This window comes from Janthinobacterium rivuli (assembly GCF_009208735.1).
GTDB lineage: Bacteria > Pseudomonadota > Gammaproteobacteria > Burkholderiales > Burkholderiaceae_D > Janthinobacterium.
On sequence record NZ_WFLJ01000019.1, the window covers coordinates 1 to 22,010 of the forward strand.

Annotated in this window: 13 protein-coding genes and 1 pseudogene; 4 read left to right on the plus strand and 10 right to left on the minus strand. The window is 61.8% G+C overall.

Annotation, left to right across the window (positions count from 1 at the left end; translation table 11 throughout):
• The 8 genes and pseudogenes from GCN78_RS22820 to GCN78_RS22855 all read right to left on the minus strand — a co-directional run.
• A pseudogene (locus tag GCN78_RS22820) lies at positions 1-297 on the minus strand (23S rRNA pseudouridylate synthase B); the annotation flags it as partial.
• The gene (gene scpB, locus GCN78_RS22825) at positions 290-1,084 is read right to left on the minus strand and encodes an SMC-Scp complex subunit ScpB (RefSeq protein ID WP_070280989.1); all 795 of its coding nucleotides are present in this window, start codon (positions 1,082-1,084) and stop codon (positions 290-292) included. The gene scpB and the pseudogene GCN78_RS22820, both read right to left, overlap by 8 nt.
• A 396-nt stretch (positions 1,085-1,480) precedes the next feature.
• Positions 1,481-2,500 (minus strand): glucokinase, encoded by a 1,020-nt coding sequence (locus GCN78_RS22830; protein ID WP_152253747.1) that lies wholly within the window; start codon positions 2,498-2,500, stop codon positions 1,481-1,483.
• Positions 2,501-2,889: 389 nt separating this feature from the next.
• Positions 2,890-3,852, minus strand: coding sequence for a VTT domain-containing protein (locus tag GCN78_RS22835; protein ID WP_100875788.1), 963 nt, complete (start codon positions 3,850-3,852; stop codon positions 2,890-2,892).
• A 27-nt stretch (positions 3,853-3,879) separates the two neighbouring features.
• The gene (locus GCN78_RS22840; RefSeq protein WP_152253748.1) at positions 3,880-5,571 is read right to left on the minus strand and encodes an ABC transporter ATP-binding protein; all 1,692 of its coding nucleotides are present in this window, start codon (positions 5,569-5,571) and stop codon (positions 3,880-3,882) included.
• A gap of 9 nt (positions 5,572-5,580) precedes the next feature.
• A complete protein-coding gene (locus GCN78_RS22845) occupies positions 5,581-6,696 on the minus strand; it encodes an ABC transporter permease (protein ID WP_152253749.1) in 1,116 nt (371 codons plus the stop codon).
• A 9-nt stretch (positions 6,697-6,705) separates the two neighbouring features.
• Positions 6,706-7,644: an ABC transporter permease gene (locus GCN78_RS22850; protein WP_034782513.1), complete on the minus strand. Its 939-nt coding sequence runs from the start codon at positions 7,642-7,644 to the stop codon at positions 6,706-6,708.
• Positions 7,645-7,684: 40 nt separating this feature from the next.
• Positions 7,685-9,526, minus strand: a complete 1,842-nt coding sequence (locus GCN78_RS22855) for an ABC transporter substrate-binding protein (protein WP_226939781.1) — start codon at positions 9,524-9,526, stop codon at positions 7,685-7,687.
• 589 nt (positions 9,527-10,115) lie between these two features.
• Between GCN78_RS22855 and GCN78_RS22860 the strand changes: the two genes are divergently transcribed.
• Positions 10,116-12,785, plus strand: coding sequence for a TonB-dependent receptor (locus GCN78_RS22860; RefSeq protein WP_152253750.1), 2,670 nt, complete (start codon positions 10,116-10,118; stop codon positions 12,783-12,785).
• Positions 12,786-13,159: 374 nt separating this feature from the next.
• Positions 13,160-15,985, plus strand: a complete 2,826-nt coding sequence (locus tag GCN78_RS22865; RefSeq protein WP_193316833.1) for a TonB-dependent receptor — start codon at positions 13,160-13,162, stop codon at positions 15,983-15,985.
• 74 nt (positions 15,986-16,059) lie between these two features.
• Here GCN78_RS22865 and aroG read toward each other — a convergent pair whose 3' ends face one another.
• The gene (gene aroG, locus GCN78_RS22870; protein ID WP_319633145.1) at positions 16,060-17,124 is read right to left on the minus strand and encodes a 3-deoxy-7-phosphoheptulonate synthase AroG; all 1,065 of its coding nucleotides are present in this window, start codon (positions 17,122-17,124) and stop codon (positions 16,060-16,062) included.
• 260 nt (positions 17,125-17,384) lie between these two features.
• Here aroG and GCN78_RS29435 point away from each other — a divergent pair, with 260 nt between their 5' ends.
• Together GCN78_RS29435 and GCN78_RS22875 are read left to right on the plus strand one after the other, a co-directional pair.
• Entirely contained in the window at positions 17,385-17,540 is a 156-nt protein-coding gene (locus GCN78_RS29435; protein ID WP_193316834.1) for a hypothetical protein, read from the plus strand.
• A 79-nt stretch (positions 17,541-17,619) separates the two neighbouring features.
• Positions 17,620-20,463 (plus strand): TonB-dependent receptor, encoded by a 2,844-nt coding sequence (locus tag GCN78_RS22875; protein ID WP_152253753.1) that lies wholly within the window; start codon positions 17,620-17,622, stop codon positions 20,461-20,463.
• Between the two features lie 35 nt (positions 20,464-20,498).
• Here the strand turns inward: GCN78_RS22875 and tldD are convergent, their stop codons facing one another.
• Positions 20,499-21,959 carry a metalloprotease TldD gene (gene tldD, locus GCN78_RS22880; RefSeq protein ID WP_152253754.1) on the minus strand — a complete coding sequence of 487 codons (1,461 nt, stop codon included), beginning with the start codon at positions 21,957-21,959 and terminating at the stop codon, positions 20,499-20,501.
• Positions 21,960-22,010 lie beyond the last annotated feature (51 nt).

A 22,010-nucleotide genomic window follows, 5' to 3' on the forward strand; every position in this document is an offset into this window, starting at 1 on the left:
CGGTGCCGGGGCGGCGACCGCCTCGGCAGCCGCTTCGGCGGCGTCGGCCACGGCCTTCAAGGCTGGCTTGGCGCGGGTTTTCTTGGCGGCAGGCGCAGCATCGGCGGCGACGGCAACGGGCGCGTCAGCAGCCACGTCGGCTTTCGTGCGGCGCTTCGGCTTGGCGGCGACGCTGTCGCCGGCAGCGGCGGCAGCGGCCGTATCGGCTTCGATCTGAGCCTTGGTACGGCGCTTGGGCTTGGCAACGATGGCTTCGTCGCTGGCGGTTACTGTCTCGGGTGTGTTCGGATTATTCATTCTTCGTTTCTTGGCTGTGCTGACCTGGCGCAGCGTCAACCGTTAGTTCTGGCGCAGGGTCGTGAGTGTAGGCTTCGTCCGTGGGCGAAGCATCGGGGCCGGCATCAAGGCTTGCTGTCACATCTACATCTGTCACAGCCGTATTGCTACCTGCACCAAGCTGGGGGACAAGCTCATTGCTTGCCTTGTCAAAATTTTCTTGCAGGGCCGCTTCCAGGGCTTCGAGCCCATTGCCCTGCATTTCGCTGATTTGCTGCAACGGCGGCAGCTGGGACAGCGAATGCAAACCCAGGTCATCCAAAAACTGCTTGGTGGTGGCCAGCAAGGCCGGCCGTCCCACCACGTCGCGGTAACCGATGGCATCAACCCAGCCACGATCTTCCAGCATCTTGATCGTCTGCGAATTGACGGCAACGCCGCGAATCTCCTCGATATCGCCGCGCGTCACCGGCTGGCGGTAGGCGATGATGGCCAGGGTTTCCAGGGTCGCCCGCGAATACTTGGGCGGCCGCTCGGGCGTCAAACGGTCCAGATACATCTTCATTTCCGGGCGGCTTTGAAAACGCCAGCCCGAGGCCAGGCTAACGATCTCGATGCCGCGCCCTTCCCACTCTTGCCGCAACTCTTCCAGCAATTGCTTGATCGTGTCGGCGCCGACGCCGACGCCGCGCACGCGACCGTTCTCGTCCGCATCGACGAACAGCTTTTTCAGGCTGTGGATCGTCAGCGACTCACGAGCGCACAGCAACGCGGTTTCGAGGACTTTTTTAGCCTCAATTGTATTCATAGCAATTCTGTGCGGATGTGTGTTGCAATTCGTGTGCAGAGAAAGAAATCAAAACGTTCATTTCAACGTAACGGGTGGCAGACATCGATGACGACGCCGTGCTGGGGTTACAAGTTGAGGCTGTTTTCCGACGCCTTGGCCGGTGCGCGCAAAGCGGGACTGATGCGGATGCAGTGAAAGTTCTGCGATCCATGGTGCTGGCCTTAAATAACCAGCAATGAAACGATCTCCGGAGCAGCTGCTTCTCCTGTGGCGGCGGACCAGCCAGACAGGGGAGCGACAGTCGTCGTTTCATCCAACGATGCCAATTGTACCTGATAAAAAGCGGAAAAGCGCAAAACCGGGCAAAACACGCGTTTTACCCGGCCCTGGCGCGACATATCGCCCGCTCCCGCATCACAGGGAGGCGAGTTTCTCCGAGAGGATGGCCGATGCGCCCAGGAAAGCTGGGTACTGCGCCGTGATGACGAAGGTCGGCACTTGCGACACGTAATTGGCGAAGCGGCCCTTGCGCTCGAAGCGGGCGCGGAAGCCGGAGCGGTCGAAACGCGCGCCCAGGCGTGGCACGATGCCGCCGCCGATATAAATGCCGCCCAGCGCGCCCAGGGTGACGGCGACGTTGCCCGCCACGGTGCCGAGCATGCAGCAGAACGCTTCGATGACGTCGTCGCACAGCTGGGATTCGCCGGCCAGCGCGCGGCGCGTGATTTCCGCCGCCGGCAAGTCTTCCGCCGGCACGCCCGCGCGGTCGGCCAGGGCGCGGTAGATCAGTTCCAGGCCATCGCCGGAAATCAGGCGCTCGGCCGAGACGTGCTCGTATTCGCGCCAGGCGAATTGCAGAATGCTCACTTCCACTTCATTGAACGGCGCAAAGCTGACGTGGCCGCCTTCGCTTTGCAGGGCGATCCAGCCGCCGTGCGATGGAATCAGGCCCGACACGCCCAGGCCCGTGCCGGCGCCGATCAGGCCGATGGCCGTGTTCGGACGGGCCGTGCCCGCGCCCACCTGGTGCTTTTGCTCGTTAGACAGCTGCGGCAAGGCGCGCGCCAGGGCCGTGAAATCGTTGACCACGTCCAGGGTCGTGAAACCGCACTCTTCGCGCATGGCGCGGATCGAGAACGACCAGTGATGGTTCGTCATGCTGAGGAAATCGCCGTCGACGGGATTGGCGATGGCGATCACCGCATGGCGCACGGCTTGCCCGCCGGCGGCAACGATGTGCGGCAAGGCCAGGTAGGCTTGCAGGGCGACGGACAGGCTCGGGTAATCGGCACAGGGCAGCACTTCCACCAGGGTGATGTGGCCAGCGGCCACTTCCAGGGCGAAACGGGCATTGGTGCCACCCACGTCGGCCAGCAGGCGCGGTCCATCGGCGAAGGCGGAAGTCGGCAGTACGGGAGAAGACGAAGCGCTCATGATTTTAAATGATGAAGTGGGACGCATGGGACGCCAAGCTTAAAGGATGAATGCGCCCGGAGGCAAGCAAAGTTTGTAGTTTAAGTACATCAAATCAGACCTTTATTGGTAGTTCCACTCCAAATGCAACAGGCGGTGCCGAAATTGCTCAAAAACAATGATTTATAGTAAGCACTCGCACCCATTAGACGCGTGAAAAGCATGCTGCACAGCAGCAGGAATCGCCTTGAAAGCAGAGTATGCCGGAGTTTGCGCAAAGCCGCCCGGGACGCGGCGGCACGCGTGTGGCGCTGCCTTCGCAGCAACCCGGCGATGGTGTTTTCGTATTATTACTACCGGTTTTCAAGGCGGTCTTTCACTGCCCGCCTGGCGCGCCGGAGGCGGCGGAATCAGGAGGGCAAGCCTTCGCCCAGCAGACTGGCGGGCGCCGGCTGGTCCGAGCGGTAGGCGGCATTCCACGCATCGAGGCCGCCATGCAGGGGCTTGGCCCGGTGAAAGCCGTGCTGGTGCAGCAGCTTGGCCACCTGCGCGGCCGTCACGTCGTTGGGACAGCTGCAATACACGATGATGTGGCGGTCCTTGTCCATGGCGATCATGGCCGGCACCGGTTCCTTGCCATTGAAGAACAAGGCGCCCGGTACGGCCGGCTCCAGCGCCTGCGCCGTGGCGCTGCGGGCATCGACCATCAACGGCTCCTCGCCCTGCTCTATGAGTTCAAGCAATTCATCGATGCCGATGCGCTCGATCTGCAAGGCTTGGCGGAAACGCCGGCGTTCAAGGAATTTATACAGCAGGAACAGGCCCAGCAAGGTCGCCAGCATCAGCAAGGCCGTGCTGCCCATGGTGCTGAGCAAGTCGAGCACCTGCTGCACGCTGGCATGGAAAATCACGCCGACGACAATGCCCGTGCCGCTCCACAGCAAGGCGCCCAGGCCCGCGTACAGGAAGAACAAGCCCGGCGGCGTGCCCAGCGCACCCGACATGGGAGCGGCCACGGTATTGAATCCCGGCACGAACTTGGAAACGATCAAGGCTTTCGGGCCCCAGCGCTTGAATTTGTCTTCCGTCTGGCTGACGCAGTAATCGGGCGACAGCGAGATGCGGCACAGCAGCCGCAGGATGCGCTTGCCGAAATGCCGGCCCGCGCGGAACCACGTGAAGTCGCTGATCAGGCAAGCGCCCAGCGCGGCGGCCAGCACCAGCCCCCCATTCATGTCGCCATCGACGGCCAGCGCCCCCGCCACCACGAGGATGGGAAAGGCGGGAATCGGCAAGCCGAGCTGCTCCACCAGCACGATGCCAAAGACAATCAGGACACCGTAATGTTCGAGCAGATAAATGAGGTTGGGCATGGCCGCTATCTTACCGTAAAAAGCCCCCTACAACTGCACGCCCTTCGGTATGGCGCTCAATAGGGTGCGCGTGTACGGATGCACCGGATTGCGGTACAGCTCATCCGAATCGGCCAGCTCCACCACTTGCCCCTTGTGCATCACCATCACCTGGTCGGCGATGTATTTGACGACGGACAAGTCGTGCGAAATGAAGATGTAGGACAGGCCGAATTCATCCTGCAAGTCCTGCAGCAGATTGAGCACCTGCGCCTGCACCGACACGTCGAGCGCCGACACGGATTCGTCGCAGACGAGGATTTCCGGCTGCATGGTCAGGCAGCGGGCAATCGCGATGCGCTGGCGTTGGCCGCCGGAAAACTCGTGCGGATAGCGGTGAAAAGCCTGTTCCGGCAGACCCACCTTGTCCAGCAGCCAGTAAGCCTTGGCAATGCGTTCCTGGTCGGTCGCGCCGATCTTGTGGATGCGCATCGGCTCCAGCAAAATCTGTCCCACCGTGAAGCGGGGATTGAGCGAGGCATACGGATTCTGGAAGATGATCTGGATGCGGCGTTTGTACGGCAGATACTCCTTGTTCGGCATGGCGATCAGGTCCTTGCCGTGGAACATGGCCGTGCCGCCCGTCGCCTGGTGCAGGCGCAGCAGGGTCAAGCCCACCGTCGTCTTGCCGGAACCGGATTCGCCCACCACACCCAGCGTTTTTCCGCGTGGCAAAGTGAACGACACGTCCTTGACGGCCTGGAACTCGCGCTTGCCGAACAAGCCCTCGCGCGTATAAAAGCTTTTACTTAAATTATTGACCACCAGCACGGGCTCGTCGCCCGGCGTATAGCCGCGCGTGCGCTGTTTGACTTCCACGCCGGGGCCGGCCTTGCCTTCCATATAATCGGCGATGACGGGCAGGCGCCACGGACGCTCATCCAGGGACGGACGGCAATGCAGCAGCGCCTTGGTATAACTGTCTTGCGGCGCCTCGAACACCTGGCGCACCTCGCCCGTCTCGCGCACTTCGCCGTGGCGCATGACGATCACCTGGTCGGCGATCTCTCCCACCAGGCCCAGGTCGTGGGTGATGAAGAGCACGGACATCTGATGCTTCTTTTGCAGCGCCGCGATCAGGTCCATGATCTGCTTCTGGATCGTCACGTCCAGCGCCGTCGTCGGTTCGTCGGCGATCAGGAGTTTCGGTTCGCAGGCGATCGCCATGGCGATCATCACGCGCTGCTGCTGGCCGCCCGACATCTGGCTCGGGTAGGCGTCGATCTTGGTGGCCGGATCGGGAATACCCACTTCCTCGAGCAGCGCCAGGGTGCGTGCGCGCGCTTGCTTGCGGTTCATGCCCATGTGCTGGCGCAACACTTCGGCGATCTGGAAACCCACCGTGAAGACGGGGTTCAGGGACGACATCGGCTCCTGAAAGATCATCGAGATATCCTTGCCGCACATGGTGCGCCGCTCGGCGATCGACAGTTGCAGCAGGTCGCGCCCGCCGAAATGGATGGTCGATCCGGGGGCTATGATGGTGTTATCTGGCGGCAACAAGCCCATCACGGCCAGCGAGCTGACGGACTTGCCGCTGCCCGATTCGCCCACCAGCGCCACGGTGCTGTTGCGCGGCACGTTGAACGAGATGCCCTTGACGGCTTCGAACGTGGTCTTCTTGTCCAGGCGGAAGGTGACGCGCAGGTCGCGCACTTCCAACAGGTTATTCTGGTCCATGAGCAACTCCTATTTCACTTTGGGGTCGAGCGCATCGCGCAAGGCATCGGTAAACAGCGAGAACGCCGTCACCAGCACGGCCATCGCCGTGGCGGCGGCCGTCAACTGCCACCATTTGCCCAGGATCAGTTCATTTTGTGCCTCGTTGAGCATGCTGCCCCACGAGACGGTGCCCACCGGCACACCAAAGCCGAGGAAACTCAGGATCACTTCCGCCTTGATGAAGCCCACCACGAGGATCGACATTTGCACCAAGGCCACGTGGCTGACGTTGGGGAAGATGTGCGAGAACATCTTGCGCCAGTGCGAGGCGCCGATGGCGTCGGCCGCCATCACGTATTCGCGCGCCTTGTGCTTGATGTATTCGGCGCGGATCAAGCGGTACGGCCCCGTCCAGCCCGTCAAGCCCAGGATCAGCACGATGGTCAGCACGCCTTTCTGCTGCAGCACGGCCGCCACGGTCAGGATCATCAGGATCGATGGAATCGACGTGAAGATGCTGTAGAACCAGTTGAAGAAGTCGTCGACGATGCCGCCGAAGTAGCCGGACACGGCGCCAAAGAGCGTGCCCAGCACGACGGCCAGCAAGGCCGCCACCAGGCCCACGACGATCGACGTCTCGCCGCCCTTGATGGTTTTCTGCAGGATGTCGTGGCCCCACTTGTCGGCGCCGAACGGCAGTGTCGCCGCCTTGTGCGTGACGAGTTTCTTGGCCTTGCCCATGCCGGCGCGCAAGGCTGTCAAGTCGTCGGCCAGCGGGTCGGTGACGCCGTACATTTCCACGCCAGCCGAAGGGTTACTGCCCATCTGGGCGCGCAGTTCGGCGATATCGTCGGCCAGCGGGTCGAGCACGTTGACGGATGTCGGCGCGCTGCGCTCGTCCGTCAGGGGAATGGCGCCGTCGCCGGCCGCGGCAGCATCCTTGTCGGCGCCGACGAAGGTGGGCGGCGCGTAGCTGACGGCCACTTCATCTTCCCAGTTCGCCGCCACCAGGCCGCTGGCGGAGGCCAGCACCAGCAGGAAAAAGGCGCCGACCACGGCCAGCGATACCATTGCAATCTTGTCGCCGCGCAAACGGCGCCACGCCAGGGCCCACAGGCCGGGCGATGTATGAGGTTTCGACATCGTCTCTTTCTACTTCAGTTGTACGCGAGGATCGACCGCCTGGTACAGCAGGTCGGTGAGCAGGTTGAAGAGCATGGTGGCGGCGGCGACATACACGGTGATCGCCTTGATCACCGGAAAGTCGCTGCGCTCGACGGCCAGGATCACTTCACGCCCGATGCCGGGGATGCCAAAGAAACGTTCCAGCAGGAACGCGCCGATCAGCAGGGCCGGCAAGTTCGACATCACATAGGTGATGATAGGGATGCCGGCGTTGCGCAGCACGTGGACCCACATGATGCGGCCTTCCTTCAAGCCCTTGGCGCGCGCCGTGCGCACGTAATCCTGGTTCGCCTCGTCCAGCACGAAGGTGCGGAACAGGCGCAGGGTCGGCGCGATCGATACGGCCAGGCCGATCAGGATCGGCAAGGTGGAATAGCGCAGCAGGTTTTCCCAGAAACTGTCGCCCCAGCCCTGCACGGGGAACAGGCCCAGTTTATAAGCGAAGCCGTACTGGAAGACGATGATGTAGACGAGGATGGAAATCGACATGCCCACCGTGCAGGCGATCATGACGGCGCGGTCCGTCAGCGAGCCACGCACGAAGGCGATTGCCAGCGCCAGCGCCACGCCAAAAAACGTTTCCAGCACGGTCAGCGGGATCAGCACCATCATCGACGGGCCCAGGCGCGAGGTGATGATGTGCGACACGGACTCGCCGGTCGCCCAGCTCTGGCCGAAATCAAACGTGACGATCTGCTTGATGAAGATCCACAGCTGCACGTAATACGGCTGGTCGACGCCCAGCTGGCGGCGGATGTTGGCGATGCTTTCCGCACTGGACATCTTGCCGGCCAGGATGTAGGCGGGATCGCCGCCCACCCAGTTGAACAGGATAAACACCAGCAGGACGACGCCCAGCATGGTGGGCAGCATCTGCCACAGGCGGCGCAGGATATAAGCAAACATAATGATTCCTTGTCGTATATGGTGTTAAAAGCGGCCGCGCTTATTTTTTAGCCGAGTCAGCCGCAGGCGCCACGGGCGCGCCCGTGCTGTCGATATCCATATACGCCCATTCCTGGAACAGGATCGGGTGCTTCTTGTAGCCTTGCACCGTCTTTTGCGCCAGCATGTTGCGGTAGCGCGCATAGCCGATCAGGGCGCCCGCGTTCACTTCCAGGCGGCGCGCCATCTTGTGGAACAGCTCGTCGCGCTCGGGGCTGGCCGGCATGGCCTGGCTGGCCGCGTACCATTTATCGTACTCGGGGTCCTGGTAGCAGCCGTTGTTGTTCTGGTGCGTGTTCGGGCCGTAGAACAGCTGCATGAAGTTGTCGCCGTCCGGATAGTCGGCCAGCCACGGCGCCGTGCGCGTCTGCATCTTGCACTGCTTTTCCGTTTTTAAAATATCGGAAAAGATCATGCGGTCGTTTTCCATGCGGATGCCCAGCGAGTTGTAGGTCTTGCGCCACATTTCCGCCTGCAGCACGCCATTGGCTTCGTTGCGCGAAGCGTAGCGGATCAGCAGCGGCTTGCCGTCCGGTAAGGTGCGCCAGCCATCGGCGCCCTTCTTGTAGCCAAACTTATCGAGCAATTTATTGGCCAGCACGGGATCATATTGCAGCAGGCTCTTGTAGTGCGGGTCGTAGCCGACGACGCCCGGCGGGATCGGATAGTCGAGGCGCTTGGCCTGGCCATTCCAGATGATGCGAATTTCCTCATCGATATTGTGCGCCATGGCAATGGCACGGCGCAGGGCGATCTTTTCCTTGCTGAAACCACCGAGGGTGGGGTCTTCCATATTCCAGTAGTAGTAGCTGATTTCCGGGTCAAGCAGGCGCGACAGTTGCACGCCCTTTTCCGCCAGTTCCGGGCGCAGCTTGCCGTTGAGCAGCGCTTTCGGCGCCAGCGGGCCGTCGAGCCAGAACACGTCCGTGCCGCCGCTCTGGAAAGACAGCCAGCGCGACTGGTCTTCGATCATCACGGAAATTTCGATGCGGTCGATGGCGGGAATGCGTTTACCCTGCATCTGGCGCACGATGCGCTGGTCGTCCGGGTCGTCGCCGGCCATGAAATTCCACGTCTCGGGCAAGTGCTGCGGATTGCGGTTCAGGACGATGCGGTTGCCGCGCGTCCATTCACCGAGCGTGTAATAACCGGTGCCGACGGGATTCGAGCCCACTTCGCCCTTCACGTCGCCGTATTTTTCCACCACTTCGCGCGCCACGGCGGCCGTCGGCACGTAGGCGAGGATCATGGGGAAATTGAAATCCGTCTTGGTCAGCGTGATGCGCAAGGTGTACGGGTCGAGGATTTCCAGGCCAGCCACCTTCTTGCTGTAGTCGAGCTTGTTCGTCTTGGCCGCGTCCTTCGCCAGATCGTCCAGGCCCACCACCTTGCCCTCGAACAGCCAGCTGTGCGGCGACGCCAGGCGCGGGTCGAACAGCCGCTTCCACGAATACACGTAATCGGCCATCGTCAGTTCGCGGCGCTTGCCGCCGAACGCGGCGTCCGGCGTGTACAGGATGCCTTTCTTCAGGCGGATGGTATAGGTCTTGCCGTCGGCCGACACCTCCGGCATGGCGGCGGCCGCGCCGGGCACCACCTTGACGGGACGCGCCAGGTAATCATAGGTGTACAGGGTGTCGAAGACGGCCTGCGTGATGTGGTTCGAATACAGGTCGCGCGCGGTGGCCGGATCGAAGCCCGTCTCGGCTGCCGGCAAGATATAGCGCAAGGTTTTGACCGGCGTGGCCGCAGGGGCAGGGTTGGCATCCGCAGCAACGGCGGCCAGCGGCAGGGTGGCCAGGCAGGCGAGCAGCGCCACGCGCCGCATCCATGGTGACTTCATGTAATACCCTTCATCTCGATTATCTGTCGCACCGTATTGGTGCGCTTGTACTGGCTTCCCCCTGGGATACAGGATTCCACCGCCAAAACCAGTCCATCCTCGCAAGATCTATGCCTTGTTGTCAGCCATCGAGGCAGCCGTCCCGACTGCCTGAAAAACGCGTAACGATAACGCAGTTCCCCCTTGCCGACCAAGAAAAATCCAAAGTACGCCACGGCGAAGCCGCGCCAGGCGCCATTTTGCTGCGCCGCGTCACGCCAGCTTGTCTTGCATAAAAGAAGCGAGGCACGGCCATCTACGCTGCGGCACAGCATTCGGCGCCGCGACAGGCGCTACGCAGCAAAAGATAGTTTCGCTGGAGAAATCCACCACAAAACGGGGAAGATTTGTTTTAAATCAACATGCCAGGGGGCACGCCGTTGTTTAAATACACAAAGTACAGAGCAGTGTTGACAAAGAGTTTTGCCGATCATTACATTCGATCAATTGAAAAGAGATAAATCATTTCACTTTTCAATATTCTCGGACGTGCTTACCCGCGCGACCGTTCTTGACCTTTTAGCCAACCGCTTTATCAGGAGTCTTGAACATGATTAGAGAAATATGCCTGTCCCGTTCCATCCGTTTGATCTGCGCCAGCGGGCTTGCCGCCGGTTTTCTCAGCCAGCCGGCACTGGCACAGGACGGCGGCGACACCGCCGGCATGCAGCGCGTCGAAGTCACCGGCTCCTCCATCAAGCGCCTCGTCTCGGAAACCGCCACTCCCCTCTCCATCTTCAAGGCCGAAGATTTCGCCAAGCAGGGTTTGACAACGGCGCAGGAAGTGCTCAGCAAGATTCCCTCGAACGCCTCCAGCATGGGCAGCGGCAATGCCGTTGGCGGCAACACCAGCGGCTTGCCCACGGGCGGCCAGGCCAGCGCCGACTTGCGCGGCCTGGGCGGCGACAAGACATTGGTGCTGCTCAATGGCCGGCGCATCGCGAACCACCCGTATGACGGCGCCAGCGTCGACCTGAACATCATCCCGATTGCCGCCCTGGAACGCGTCGAAGTGCTGCGCGACGGCGCCTCGGCCATCTACGGCACGGATGCCATCGGCGGCGTCATCAACTTCATCACCAAGCGTTCGGTCAACGTCACCAACATCACCGCCGAAGCGGTCGCGCCCGAGCACAAGGGCGGCGGCGAACACCGCATCAACCTGTCGACGGGCTTCGGCAAGCTCGACACCGATGGCTACAATATTTTCGGCGTGGTCGACTACCACAAGCAGAATGTGCTGACCTCGCAGGACCGCGCCTTCTCGGCGACGGGCATCATTCCCTCGCGCGGCCTGTCGCTGACCAGCGGCACCACCTTCCCCGGCAATTACTTCGATGCGGCCGCCAACGGCGGCAAGGGCCTGGCCGGCAATCCCTACGCGGCCACGGGCTGCAATCCGCCCCTGTCCGTGGCGGCGGCCAACGGCACCTGCCGCCAAGACTACACGCGCCAGATCGACGACCTGCCGGCGCAGGAGCAGGTGGCCTTCTTCGGCAAGGGCGCCTTCAAGCTCGGTGGCGGCCACCTGGCCACTGTGGAATACTTGCATTCGGAAAACAAGGTCAAGGCACGCACGGCGCCACCACCGCAAACGGGCCTGATCCTGCCCAATACGAGCAAATACTATCCGGGCAATGCGGGCGGCGTGCCGGCCCAGCCTGGCCTGTCGGGCCAGCCGCTGAGCGTCAACTGGCGTCCCGTGGAAGCGGGCCAGCGGCAAATCGATTCCGATGGCAAGGCGGACCGCCTGGTGGTGGCGCTCGAAGGCGAACTGGCCGGCTGGGACTACAAGACGGGCCTGAGCCACGCCATCAGCAAGTCGTCCGAGAAATTTACGGGTGGCTATGTGCAGGATGCCTCGTTCGCCGCCGGCGTGCTGAACGGCATCCTGAACCCGTTCGGCATGCAGGATACGGCCGGCAAGGCTTACCTGGACAGCACCGCCCTGCGCGGCGAAGTGCAGAACGCCAAGGTCACCACGACGGGCTTCGACATCAAGGGTAGCCGCGAGCTGATGCAGCTGGCCGGCGGCCCGCTGGCCATCGCACTGGGTGGCGAGCTGCGGCGCGAAAAGGCGGAATTCAACGTCAACCGCGACATCGCCAGCCAGGCCACCAGTTCCGGCCTGTCCGGCTCGCTATCGAAGAACGGTTCGCGCGACATCGAAGCCGTCTTCGGCGAAGTCAACCTGCCGCTGATCAAGGACTTGGAAGTGCAACTGGCGGCCCGCTTCGACCACTACAGCGATGTCGGCAGCACCACCAATCCCAAGCTGGCCTTGCGCTACCAGGCCAGCAGCGCGCTGGTGCTGCGCGGCTCGGCCAGCACGGGTTTCCGCGCCCCCACCCTGTTTGAAAAGAATGCGCCGCCGTCGAAGAACGATACCAACGATTCCTACGACGACCCCATCCTGTGCCCGGGCGGCGTGCCGCAGCCGGGCGCCAATCCCCTGCGCGATTGCGACTTGCAGCAATTCAAGCTACAAGGCGGCAATGAAAAGCTGAAGCCGGAAAAATCCACCACCTTCGCCTTCGGCCTCGTGCTCGAGCCCGTCAAGGAAGTGACGGTGGCCATCGATTACTGGAACATCCACCTGAAGGACAAGATTTCGTCGCTGCCCGAGCAATCGATCTACGGCAACTACGAAAAATACAAGGCCTTGTTCCTGCGCAATCCCGATGGCTCCCCTTACGCCATCCTGGACTTGAACGACAACCTCGGCGAAGTGAAGACAGACGGCATCGACGTCAGCCTGAATGCCCGCCTGGGGCGCGGCGCCTACGGCGACTTCAGCGTGTCGGTGGACGGCACCTGGACCCACAAGTATGACTACCAGAACGAGCGCGGCGGTGAATTCATCGCCAACGTGGGCCGCTATGCGGACAACAATCCCGTATTCCGCTGGAAACATACGGCCGCGCTGAACTGGCGCATGGGCAACTGGGGCGCCACCGTGTCGCAATCGTTCAAGTCCGGCTACACGGACCAGAACCAGGTGGATCCGCAGTTCCGCCACGATGTGCCGTCGTACAGCCTGCTGAACGTCTCGGGCAGCTATGTGTGGAAAGGCTTGCTGCTGACGGCCGGCGTGAAAAACCTGTTCGACAAGGAACCGCCGTTCTCGAACCAGGGCACCCTGTTCCAGAAAGGCTATGACCCGCGCTACACGGACCCGATCGGGCGCGCCTACTACTTGCGCGGCAGCTATACGTTTTAAGGGAAATTTTCAGGTCAACAGATAAAACAGGCAGCGCGGGCAACAGCTTGCCAGCAACAGAAAAGCGGCGCCATCAGCGATGATGTGCGCCGTTTTATTTTACCCATCTGAGCAAGGCTGACAAGGGTTCCCGATACTTTATTGCTGAAGGATTACAAAAAAAACAGGGAAATGTTGCATTTCGTCCAAAAAGTCCGCACGAAATTGACAATCTGAATGGTGAATGTTTTGATGAGGGCCCGGAAAATTTACAGAATTTTCATTGGTGGATTTTCAAAAAGGCAAATAAATTGTTGGCAAGCAACAAGTTATTTCAAAATAATTGCCGCCTTTATCACAATAACAAGGAATTTCAGATGATGATAGAAAATGTAATGTCGCGGTCGCTGCGCCTGATGTTTGCAGGCGGCATGGCCCTGAGCATGCACGCCGCGTATGCGCAAGAAACAACAGATGGCACCATGCAGCGCGTGGAAGTCACGGGTTCGAGCATCAAGCGCATCGCTTCCGAAGCGTCGCTGCCGGTGCAGTCGTTCAACCAGAAAGACATCAAGAAAACCGGCGTTACCACGGTTACCGATTTCATCCAGCAAATTCCTGCAATGCAGGGCTTCTCCGTGGCCGCCGATTCGGTGGGCGGTGGCGGCGGCGGCGTCACCACGGCCTCGATCCACGATATTGGCTCAGCCTACACGCTGGTGCTGCTGAATGGCCGCCGTCTTGCGCCATCCAATTCGGGCACCACCATCGACTTGAACTCGATTCCACTGGCCGCCATCGAGCGCGTGGAAGTGCTGACGGACGGCGCCTCGGCCCTGTACGGCGCCGACGCCATCGCCGGCGTGGTCAACTTCATCCTGAAAAAAGGCACCTCGCCGCTGGAAATCAATGCCAAGTATTCGCGTCCTGAAGAAAAAGGCGGGGCCAGCAATTCGATTTCGATCAGCAAGGGCTTCGGCGACATCGACGAAGACGGCTACAGCATCTTCGTGTCGGCCAGCCATGACGAACAAAAATCGCTGAAAGCATCGCAACGCAGCTTCGCGAAAAGCGGCATCATCAATTTCAACGATCCGAAGACCGGCAAGGCACTGCAATTCATCAACGGTTCCTCGCGCTCGGCACCAGGCAATGCCACGGTCGATTACAACCGTACCGATGCGAACGGCAAGGTGGTCATCGATCCAGAGACCAACAAGCCCTTCGTCGACAACGTCAATCTGAATCCGTACGCGCTGGCCCATGGCGGCAAATGCGCCGCCAGCAACATGGATTTCTACGGCGACGGCAATTGCTACTTCGATTCGCCATCGACCATCGAAATCAATCCCGAATCGAAGCGCGACTCGCTGTTCAGCTCGGGTACCGTCAAGCTGGGCAAGACCGGCTTCCAGGGCTTCTATGACCTGGCCTATACGGAAGCGCGCATCATCGCCAGCATCGCGCCGTACCCGGCCGATTTCTCCGTCGATGTCGGCTCGCCGCTGTTCAACAAATATCTGGCGCCGAACCTGACGCCTGCGCAACTGGCCAACGCCACGGGCGCCGTCGCCAAATACCGCCTGTCGGAAATGGGCAACCGCGTGTACGACTACGGCACCAAGGCCACCCACATCGTCGCCGGCGTCGATGGCAATGCATTCGGCTGGGACATCAACTCGGCCGTGACGTACTCGAAAAACAAGCAGACGCAGAAATACGTCAGCGGCTTCCCGCTGGCCGACAAATTCGACGCGCAAGTCGCCGCCGGCAATATCGACCCGTTCGCCTACCCTGTGGGTTCCATGCCGGACGCCATGCGTCAGGCACTGATGGGCACGGGTTTCAGCGGCACGTACAACACGCAAACCGTGGAAATGAAGGGCATCGACGGCCGCGCTTCGCGTCCTGTGTTCTCGCTGCCAGGCGGCACCGCCATGCTGGGTGTGGGCGCCGACTACCGCAACACCTCGTACAAGGTGAAGCAGGCCGACGTCGCCAAGCAGGCGCAGATCCTGTTTGACAATGCACAAGTCGACAGTGAATACGCGCGCGACAATGCCGGCGCCTACGCCGAGCTGATGCTGCCGATCTCGAAAAAACTGGAAATGACCGGCTCGCTGCGTTATGACCAGATCGGCGCCATCGACGACAAGTTGACGGGCAAGACGGTAGGCAAGAAAGAAAACGCCACCACCTGGAAAGTCAGCGGCAAGTATTCCGCGACCAAAAGCCTGATGTTCCGCGCCGCTGCCGGCACCGGCTTCCGCGCCGCCAGCATGCAGGAAATCGCTGGTCCACTGGAAGACTGGGGCGTCACGGGCGGTAACTACCAATGCCCATTGACGGCGGCGAATGGCATGGGCGGTCACCCGCTGGCCAGCTACTGCAGCGGCGTCGGACGCCAGCAGTTCGAAGCCTTCCAGGGCGGCAATCCGGACCTGAAACCGGAAACGTCGAAGCAATGGAGCATCGGCACCGTGTTCGAGCCGATCGACAGCCTGTCGATGTCGTTCGACCTGTGGAATGTGCAGATCAACGATCAGGTGACTGCGGTTTCCGAAGGTTTGATCTTCAACAATCCATCCAAGTATGCCGATCTGTTCACCACCAAGCACATCACCTCGACGGGCAAGGACGTGCTGGCCGTCAAACTGCTGCCAATCAACATCGGCAAAGTGGAAAACCGCGGTATCGACTACGACTTCACCCACAAGATGAAGCTGCTGGACGGCCGTCTGACGAGCCGCCTGATGGGTACCTATCTGCTGCGCTCGCGCTACACGACGCCAGGCACCAACGATCAATGGGAAACCAGCCTGAATCGCTACGGTTCGAACGACAAGGTCAGCTTCCGCAACATCATCCGCGCCACCAGCACGTATGAGACGGCCAAGTTCACGCATACGCTGAGCGCCAGCTACCGCAACGGCTATACGGACAAGGAACAGACGGTCAAAGACTGCGCCGTGATCGTCGCCGGCAGCCCTGGCGAATGCTATGGCATCCAGCTGGAAGTGCCGAGCTACACCACCTTCGACTTCCAGACGGCTTACCGTCCGCTGAAGAACGTGGAAATCACGGGCGGCATCCTGAACCTGTTCGACCGCAATCCGCCGTTCACCCTGCGTAACACGGGTTCGCATCAAGTGGGCTACAACCCATCGTACTCGAGCGCCCTGGGCCGCCAGTTCTACCTGAGCGGTTCCTACAAGTTCTAAGCTCACCGTGAGCTGAAAACTGAAAAGCCCGGAAAGCTTAGCTTTCCGGGCTTTTTTTCATGCTGCGTGCCACGTTACTCCGCGTCGCCCTGCAAGCGGCGCTGCTTGACGGCTTGCGCCAGGTTTTCCAGCACGGCCACGCTGGCGCTCCAGTCGATGCAACCGTCCGTGACGGACTGGCCATAGACCAATTCCTTGCCCGGGATCAGATCCTGGCGCCCCGCCACCAGGTGCGACTCCACCATCACGCCGACGATGCGCCCATCGCCGCCTGCCACCTGGCTGGCGATGTCGGCGCACACGGGGATCTGGTTTTCCGGTTTTTTCGAGCTGTTCGCATGCGAGGCATCGATCATCAGGCGCGCCGCCAGGCCTTGCGCGGCGATGGCCTTGCATGCCTCGCCCACGCTGGCCGCATCATAGTTCGGGGTTTTTCCGCCGCGCAAGATGATATGGCAATCCTCGTTGCCGTTGGTCGAGACGATGGCCGAGTGCCCGCCCTTCGTGACGGAAAGGAAATGGTGCGGCTGCGAGGCGGCCTTGATGGCTTCCACGGCGATTTTCACATTGCCGTCCGTGCCATTCTTGAATCCGACCGGACAGGACAGTCCCGACGCCAGCTCGCGGTGCACCTGCGACTCCGTCGTGCGCGCGCCGATGGCGCCCCAGCTGATCAGGTCGGCGATGTATTGCGGGCTGATGACGTCGAGGAACTCCGTGCCGGCCGGCAAGCCCAGCTCATTGATATCGCGCAACAGCTCGCGCGCCATGCGCAAGCCGTCGTTGATGCGGAAGCTGTTGTCCATGTACGGATCGTTGATCAGACCCTTCCAGCCCACCGTGGTGCGCGGCTTCTCGAAGTAGACGCGCATGACGATTTCCAGTTCGCCGGCGAAACGCGCGCGCTCTTTGACCAGCAGACGCGCATATTCCATCGCCGCCTTGGTGTCGTGGATGGAGCAAGGCCCGATCACCACCATCAGGCGATCGTCCTGGCCATGCAGAATACGGTGCAGGGCAATACGGGCGCTGGCGGCGGTCTGTTCGGCTTGCTCCGAGCAGGCGAATTCGCGGATCAGGTGGGACGGCGGTGTCAGTTCCTTCATTTCGCGAATGCGCAAATCATCGGTGCGGGGCATCATTTTCTCCAAAATTTAAGGATGGGTAAAACATCTGGGTAAAAAAAAACCGCCATCAGTGGCGGTTTTTTAGAATTTGCTGGGATCTCGTTTTGCTGCTACGTGAACCGACCGCTACTCCACCGCCTTTGGGCTGGAATTGCTAAAGTAAAAGTAAGCGGTAAAAAAGTGGCGAGCGAACATGCGATTTATCCGTAAGTGATGAACGACTATAAACCTAAATTGCAAGGGTTGGCAAGCGTATTTGTCGGAAAAGCCGCATGTTGCCGCCCTTTTACACTGAAAAATACGTCAAAAAGCAAAAAAAGTTGCGCGGTGTTGATGCGCAGCGGCGGCTCACCAACGCTGTGGCCGCCGTGGCGCGCACGCCACGCCAGCCCGATTTGACGAAGGGAAGCAGCGCACTCCTGATGTAGATCGAATCCCGGCCGGGCCGCACGGCCAAGACTCCAAGGTGCACCTCACCTTTTTCTGTCTGACCTTCCGGAGAATCGCATGATCTACAAAAAAACCGCCCATCCATCCTTTTCACCGCCACGCATCGGCCTGGCCCTGGCCAGCGCCCTGCTCGCCCTGCCCGTCCTGGCACAGGAAGCGGCGCCCATTGCCCGCGTGGAAATCACCGGCTCGAACATCCGCCGCGCGCAGGCGGAAACGGCTTCGGCCGTGCAAACCCTGAATGCGGCCGACATTGAAAAGTCAGGCAAGTCCAGCGTGGCAGAACTGCTGCAAACCCTGGCCGTCGACAACCAGGGCTCCGTGCCCACCACTTTCGGCAACGGCTTTGCCGCCGGCGCCTCCGGCGTGTCGCTGCGTGGCCTGGGCACGGCTTCGACCCTAGTGCTGCTGAATGGCCGCCGCGTCGCGCCGTATGGCCTGGCCGACGATGGCCAGAAAGTGTTTGCCGACCTGAACATCATTCCCCTGGAAGCGGTGGAACGGGTGGAAATCCTCAAGGATGGCGCCTCGGCCATCTACGGCTCGGACGCCATCGCCGGCGTCGTCAACGTGATCCTGCGACGTGACTACCAGGGCACGGCCATCAAGGGCAATTACGGCAAGACGAAGGACTGGGACGGGCGCGACGCGCGCGCCGCCATCACCCACGGCTTCGGCGACATCGACAGCGACCGCTACAACGTGCTGCTGAACCTCGAATACAGCGAAAAGGCCGCCATCTGGAACCGCGACCGGGCCGGGCGGAGCGCCGTCGGGCGCAGCGACTTGCGCGACCTGGGTTTCAGCGCGCAAGAGACGCTCAGCGGCGCGGGCGCCATCACCACCAACAACGCGGCCGGCAGCGCCGTCAACGGCAATGTGCGCAATCCCGACACGCTCGACTACTACAACCGCGGCAACCTGGCCGGCGTGGGCTTTACGCGCACCTTCCCCGGCGCCGCCTGCGGCAACTTCACGACGCACCCGCAGGGCGACCCGGGCGGCGGCTGCCTGACCGATGCCGCGCAGCAGTACGGCCAGATCCAGCCCAGGCAAAAAAACATCAATTTCTTCGGCCGTGGCGCCTGGCAACTGACGCCGGCCCTGCAGACGTATGCCGAGCTGAATCTGTATCACAGCGAATCGCACTCTGCCACCACACCCTCGACGGTCAGCGGCTCGGTGGGCTACCCGGGCGGCCCCGTCAGCAATGCGGGCGTGTCGCTGGGCGCCGCCCACCCGGACAATCCGTATTTCGGCACGGCGGCGCGGCTGCGCTACCTGGCGGCCGACGTGGGGCCGCGCCTGTCGGAAGTCGATTCCACGTTTACCCGCTTCGTGGCCGGCATCAAGGGCGCCGTGGCGGGCTGGGATATCGACAGCGCCCTGCTGTACTCGCAGAACAAGGTCTCGAACGACCTGGACGGCTACCTGCAGCGCGACGTGGCCTTCGCCCTGCTCAACCCGACCGCCACCAATGTGGAGCGGGCCAGCCTGAACCCCGCGTATGCGGCCCTGCCGGCCGGCAGCCTGTGGCGCATCGCGGAAAACGCGGGCCTCAATTCGCGCGAGCTGTACGCGGCCCTGTCGCCGCGCATCTCGAACGACGCCAAGACGCATATCGCGCAAATCGACTTCAAGGCCAGCCGCGAGGTGGCCAAGCTTGACGGCGGCGGCCTGGGCGTGGCCGTGGGTGCGGAATTCCGCCACGAATCGACGGAACTCAAACCCACCGCGGGCACGGAGCGCGGCAATATCATCGGCCTGGGCTACTCCGCCTACAAGGGCAGCCGCAACGCCTCGGCCCTCTATGCCGAGGTGCTGGCGCCCGTGCTGAAGAGCGTGGAGCTGTCGGGCGCCCTGCGCGCCGACCATTTCACCGACGTGGGCAATTCCTATACGCCCAAAGTGGGCGTGAAATGGACGCCCGTGCGCGAACTGGCCCTGCGCGGCACCTTCGCCAAGGGCTTCCGCGCCCCCAGCGCGGCGGAAAACGGCGTCGGCGGCCTGGCCGCGTTCTCCACCGCCAGCGATCCGCTGCGCTGCGCTCTGGGCGTGGAAGCGGCTTGCGATCCGGCTTCCATCGCCGTCATCACCTCGCCCAATCCCAAGCTGTCGCCCGAACGTTCGCGCAGCTATTCGGTGGGCGCCGTATGGGACCCGCTGCCGCGCACCAGCATTTCCGTCGATCTGTGGCAAATCCGCCGCAAGAATGAAATCAACCAGGAGCAAACGGACACCGCCATCGCCGAAGGCCACGTGGCGCGCGACCCGTCGACGGCCACCGGCATCGCCGGCGACCCGGGCGCCATCACGGCCGTGCTGGCCAATTATGTGAATTCGGCGCAAACGACGGTGCGCGGCATCGATATCGACGCGCGCCAGCGCTTCAACCTCAACAGCGGCTATGGCAACCTGACCTTCGACTTGAAGTGGACGCACCTGTACAAATGGCTGCGCACGGAACAGGACGGCACGCAGAGCGATTTTGCCGGCACGCATGGCAATTGCGACGTGTCCAACTGCATGGGCACGCCAGCGGACAGGGTGAACCTGGGCGCCACCTGGGAACGCCAGAACTGGCGGGTCACGGCCAACGTCAACTACCGCGCCCACCTCGACAACGTGCTGTTCAAGAATGACCCGGACGGCTGCGCCACGCATTTCGCCGATGGCACGGACGCGCCGCGCGGCTGCCGCATCGCCTCGTTCACCACGGTGGACCTGACGGCCCGCTGGCTGGCCACGCCCAAGCTGGAAGTGTTTGCAACGATACAAAACCTGTTCGACAAGATCGCCCCGCTCGATCCGCTCACGTATGGCGCAACGGGCTACAACCCGCTCGACTACGCGGGCGCGGCCGGACGCTTCATCAGTGCGGGGGTGAAGTACAAGTTTTGATCTGCATCAACGTGCCGGGCGTGTCGGGCAAATACCTAAGCCGTGCCGCCGACGGTAATGCCGTCCAGGCGCAAGGTCGGCTGCCCCACGCCCACGGGCACGCTTTGCCCCTCCTTGCCGCACACGCCCACGCCCGAGTCCAGGCGCATGTCGTTGCCGATCATCGAAACGCGGTTGAGCACGTCCGGGCCATTGCCGATCAGGGTGGCGCCCTTCACCGGATAGCTGAGTTTGCCGTTTTCGATCATGTACGCCTCGCTGGCCGAGAAGACGAACTTGCCGTTCGTGATGTCGACCTGGCCGCCGCCGAAGTTGACGGCATACAGGCCGTTTTTGACGGAGGCAAGGATCTCGCCCGGGTCCTTGTCACCGCCCAGCATATACGTATTCGTCATGCGCGGCATGGGCAGGTGGGCGAACGATTCACGGCGCGCATTGCCCGTCACGGGCATCTTCATCAGGCGCGCGTTCATGGTGTCCTGGATGTACCCCTTCAGGATGCCGTCCTCGATCAGCGTGGTGCACTGCGTCGGGTTGCCCTCGTCATCGATATTCAGGGAACCGCGCCGGCCTGCCAGGGTGCCGTCGTCAACCACGGTGACGCCCTTGGCGGCCACGCGCTCGCCGATACGCCCGGAAAACGCGGACGAGCCCTTGCGGTTGAAATCGCCTTCCAGGCCATGGCCGATCGCCTCATGCAGCAGGATGCCGGGCCAGCCCGGTCCCAGCACGATGGTCATGGGGCCGGCCGGCGCAGGGCGCGCTTCCAGATTCACCAGGGCCGAATTGACGGCGTCCGCCGCGTATTGTTCCAGCACGGCATCGCTGAAATAGTCATAGCTGAAACGCCCGCCACCACCGGCCGAACCCGTTTCACGGCGGCCATGCTGTTCCGCGATTACCGTCAGCGAGACGCGCACCAGTGGACGGATGTCGGCCGCCAGCACGCCATCGCTGCGCAGCACCAGCACCACGTCGTACTCGCCGGCCAGGCCCGCCATCACTTGCACGACTCGGGGATCTTTCGCGCGTGCCATCTTTTCCACGCGCTCGAGCAATTGCACCTTGGCCGTGGCGTCCAGCGAGGCGAGCGGATCATCGGGCAGGTACAGCGAACGCCCACCCTGCGCCAGCGTGCGCCCCGCAATCTTGATCTTGCCCGAACCGGCGCGTGCAATCGTGCGCGTGGCCGCCGCCGCTTCCAGCAGGGCCCGCTCGGAAATATCGTCGGAATAGGCAAAGGCCGTCTTGTCGCCAGACACGGCGCGCACGCCCACGCCCTGGTCGATGGAAAAACTGCCCGTCTTGACGATGCCCTCTTCCAGGCTCCAGCCTTCGCTCCTGGTCGACTGGAAATACAGGTCGGCATAGTCGACCTTGTGCGTAAACATCGTGCCCAGGGCTTTGAGCAGCTTGTCTTCATCCAGGCCGAATGGCGTGAGCAGGATATCGCGCGCCACGGCAAGGCTGGACAGATTCGGTTCAAATGGCTTCATAGCTTTGCACTCGCTAATTATATTCAACTCATTCTCAGTACCTGACAGCAA

Excerpts from the sequence above, each read along its gene's own strand:
- GCN78_RS22855 (WP_226939781.1), bottom strand. The coding sequence starts at position 9,526 with ATGAAGTCACCATGGATGCGGCGCGTGGCGCTGCTCGCCTGCCTGGCC.
- GCN78_RS22845 (WP_152253749.1), bottom strand. The coding sequence starts at position 6,696 with ATGTCGAAACCTCATACATCGCCCGGCCTGTGGGCCCTGGCGTGGCGC.
- GCN78_RS22860 (WP_152253750.1), top strand. The coding sequence starts at position 10,116 with ATGATTAGAGAAATATGCCTGTCCCGTTCCATCCGTTTGATCTGCGCC.
- tldD (WP_152253754.1), bottom strand. The coding sequence starts at position 21,959 with ATGAAGCCATTTGAACCGAATCTGTCCAGCCTTGCCGTGGCGCGCGAT.
- aroG (WP_319633145.1), bottom strand. The coding sequence starts at position 17,124 with ATGCCCCGCACCGATGATTTGCGCATTCGCGAAATGAAGGAACTGACA.
- scpB (WP_070280989.1), bottom strand. The coding sequence starts at position 1,084 with ATGAATACAATTGAGGCTAAAAAAGTCCTCGAAACCGCGTTGCTGTGC.
- GCN78_RS22875 (WP_152253753.1), top strand. The coding sequence starts at position 17,620 with ATGATCTACAAAAAAACCGCCCATCCATCCTTTTCACCGCCACGCATC.
- GCN78_RS22850 (WP_034782513.1), bottom strand. The coding sequence starts at position 7,644 with ATGTTTGCTTATATCCTGCGCCGCCTGTGGCAGATGCTGCCCACCATG.
- GCN78_RS22830 (WP_152253747.1), bottom strand. The coding sequence starts at position 2,500 with ATGAGCGCTTCGTCTTCTCCCGTACTGCCGACTTCCGCCTTCGCCGAT.
- GCN78_RS22865 (WP_193316833.1), top strand. The coding sequence starts at position 13,160 with ATGTCGCGGTCGCTGCGCCTGATGTTTGCAGGCGGCATGGCCCTGAGC.
- GCN78_RS29435 (WP_193316834.1), top strand. The coding sequence starts at position 17,385 with ATGTTGCCGCCCTTTTACACTGAAAAATACGTCAAAAAGCAAAAAAAG.
- GCN78_RS22835 (WP_100875788.1), bottom strand. The coding sequence starts at position 3,852 with ATGCCCAACCTCATTTATCTGCTCGAACATTACGGTGTCCTGATTGTC.
- GCN78_RS22840 (WP_152253748.1), bottom strand. The coding sequence starts at position 5,571 with ATGGACCAGAATAACCTGTTGGAAGTGCGCGACCTGCGCGTCACCTTC.